Annotated in this window: 4 protein-coding genes and 1 pseudogene; all 5 read right to left on the bottom strand. The window is 62.1% G+C overall.

Features of this window, described 5'->3' with window-relative positions; genetic code table 11:
- A partial coding sequence (gene rplL / locus EOD15_RS32020) for a 50S ribosomal protein L7/L12 (RefSeq protein WP_127409192.1) occupies positions 1-328 on the bottom strand: 328 nt, incomplete at its 3' end.
- 54 nt (positions 329-382) lie between these two features.
- Positions 383-901, bottom strand: coding sequence for a 50S ribosomal protein L10 (gene rplJ / locus EOD15_RS32015; protein WP_013531412.1), 519 nt, complete (start codon positions 899-901; stop codon positions 383-385).
- Between the two features lie 395 nt (positions 902-1,296).
- Positions 1,297-1,995 (bottom strand): 50S ribosomal protein L1, encoded by a 699-nt coding sequence (gene rplA, locus EOD15_RS32010; protein WP_013531411.1) that lies wholly within the window; start codon positions 1,993-1,995, stop codon positions 1,297-1,299.
- Between the two features lie 4 nt (positions 1,996-1,999).
- Complete coding sequence (gene rplK, locus EOD15_RS32005) at positions 2,000-2,428, bottom strand: 50S ribosomal protein L11 (RefSeq protein ID WP_013531410.1); 429 nt, start codon at positions 2,426-2,428, stop codon at positions 2,000-2,002.
- Between the two features lie 159 nt (positions 2,429-2,587).
- Positions 2,588-2,854 (bottom strand): annotated as a pseudogene (locus EOD15_RS32000) (transcription termination/antitermination protein NusG); the annotation flags it as partial.

Genomic DNA, 2,854 nt, shown 5'->3' with positions numbered 1-2,854 from the left:
TGTCAGCGTCGGCCTTGGAAACGCCTTCCTTGACCGGCTTCGGAGCCGCTTCGACCAGATCCTTGGCTTCCTTGAGGCCAAGACCGGTGATGGCGCGGACTTCCTTGATGACGTTGATTTTCTGAGCGCCTGCCTCGGTGAGGACGACGTCGAATTCCGTCTTTTCCTCGACCGGAGCAGCAGCGGCCGCTCCACCGCCAGCGGCGGCAACAGCCACCGGAGCAGCGGCGGAAACGCCCCACTTTTCTTCCAGAAGCTTCGACAGCTCGGCCGCCTCGAGGACGGTCAGCTTCGAAAGGTCGTCTACGATCTTTGCGAGATCAGCCATTGTTGTGTTCCTTCATAAGGTTCGAACGTGTGTTTGTGATAGCGAGGAACGGCCTCATGCCGCCTCGTCCTTCCGGGCGTAAGCGCCGATGACGCGCGCGACCGAGGCCGCTGGCGCATTGACGATCTGGGCGATCCGGGTTGCCGGCGTGGCGATCATGCCAACCAGCCTGGCGCGCAGCTCATCGAGCGACGGAAGTGTGGCGAGTGCCTTCACACCGTCGGCATTGAGCGAGGTGGTGCCCATTGCGCCGCCGAGAATGACGAGCTTGTCATTTCCCTTGGCGAAATCGGACGCGACCTTCGGCGCCGCAATCGGATCCTCCGAATAAGCAATCAGCGTCTGTCCCTTGAACAGCTCGATGATCGATGCGGAGTCCGTGCCCTGAAGAGCGATTTTGGCGAGACGGTTCTTCGCGACTTTGACGGTGCCACCGGCGGCGCGCATTTTCGACCGAAGGTCGTTCATTTGCGCGACGGTGATACCGGCGTAGTGGGCCACGACCACTGAACCTGCGTTCGAGAACGCACCGTTCAGGCCCGTGACGAGTTCGCGTTTTTCCGCTCTGTCCACTGCCTATCTCCAGTTGACCCCAATCCTGTTAACGGGAACATCCCATTGACGAGGACAGGCGTCGGGTTGCCTTTTGTCGGCCGGGCCATCCAATAACGGATCTCCCGAACGACGCTCGAGGATCCTGCCCCCTTTCGCCACATCGACGGTCAAGCCGGCGATGCGCAGACAAAAGGCAAACACGGTTCGAACCTTTCATTGGAGCAATCGCTCCGTTGTCCGGTCTTCACCCGTCTCATGCAGGCCCAAATCGAATTAAGGCTTCTGGGCCGCCTGCAATCTCGGACAGGATGTCCGGAAACCTCTCGGCTTCCGGTACCGGGCCGCCAACTAGGTCGGAGGCCCGGAATTCTTTGCAGATCAGCCGTTTACCGGCCGATCTCGATCAAAACTTATCAGGACGCGTTGAGCGTCGCGACGTCGAGCTTGAGGCCCGGGCCCATCGTCGAGGTGACCGACACCTTCTTGACGTAGTTGCCCTTGGCGCCAGTCGGCTTTGCCTTGGTCACCGCATCGGCGAAGGCGCGGATGTTCTCTTCCAGGGCCTTGACGTCGAACGAGACCTTGCCGACGCCGGCATGGACGATGCCAGCCTTCTCGACACGGAACTCGACGGCGCCGCCCTTGGATGCCTTGACGGCGGCGGCAACGTCAGTGGTGACGGTGCCGACCTTCGGGTTCGGCATCATGCCGCGCGGGCCGAGCACTTTGCCCAGACGACCGACCAGCGGCATCATGTCCGGCGTGGCGATGCAGCGATCAAAATCGATCGTGCCCTTCTGGACGATGTCGACCAGATCCTCGGCACCGACGATGTCGGCGCCGGCGGCGCGCGCTTCGTCGGCCTTGTCGCCACGGGCGAACACGGCGACACGCACCGAGCGGCCGGTGCCGTTCGGCAGGTTGACCACGCCGCGGACCATCTGGTCGGCATGGCGCGGGTCGACGCCGAGGTTCATGGCGACTTCGATGGTCTCATCGAACTTCACCGAGGAACGGTCCTTGAGCAGCTTCAGCGCATCGCCCAGGGCATAAGCCTTGTTGGGATCGATGCCTTCGCGGGTCTTCGATACGCGCTTTGCAATCTTTGCCATGATCTTAGCCCACCACTTCCAGACCCATCGAGCGGGCGGAGCCCTCGACCATGCGCATGGCCGCTTCGACGTCGTTTGCGTTCAGGTCTTTCATCTTCGCGGTGGCAATCTCGCGGACCTTGTCACGCGAAACCGTACCGGCCTTGACCTTGCCCGGCTCCTTGGAACCGGACGTCAGGTTCGCCGCCTTCTTCAGGAAGTAGCTCACCGGCGCCGTCTTCATGACGAAGGTGAAGGACTTGTCCTGATAGTAGGTGATGACGACCGGAACCGGCGATCCCTTTTCCATTTCCTGGGTCTGCGCGTTGAACGCCTTGCAGAATTCCATGATGTTGATGCCACGCTGACCAAGCGCCGGGCCGATCGGGGGAGACGGCGTCGCCGATCCCGCTTTCACCTGGAGCTTGAGCTGGCCTGCAATTTTCTTAGCCATCTCTTTTCCTGCCTTTGTCTATGCCGGTCATGCCGGCGGTTGCAGTCTGGTGGTGCGGTTCGCGCAGCCGGCTAAAGCCGCACTCGCCTCCCACCGTCTCAGGCCGCGCGCTTCCGCGCCGCCTCCCCTGATCGCCAAACCGGCGTCAGGGATTTCGGATCAGCCCTTTTCGACCTGTCCGAATTCCAGATCGACCGGCACGGCGCGCCCGAAGATCGAAACTTCCACCTTGAGCCGCGCCCGCTCCTCGTCCACTTCCTGGACGAAACCGTTGAACGACGCGAACGGACCATCCGAAACGCGGATCGCTTCGCCGATCTCGAACGTGACCGAGGGCTTGGGCCGCTCGACGCCTTCCTGCACCTGGTTCAGGATGCGCTGGGCTTCCGCCTCGGTGATCGGCACCGGCTTGGAGTCGCCCAGGAA

The sequence above is a fragment of the Mesorhizobium sp. M7A.T.Ca.US.000.02.2.1 genome, assembly GCF_003996995.1.
Taxonomy (GTDB): Bacteria; Pseudomonadota; Alphaproteobacteria; order Rhizobiales; family Rhizobiaceae; genus Mesorhizobium.
This window is presented reverse-complemented; position numbering and strand designations above follow the sequence as displayed.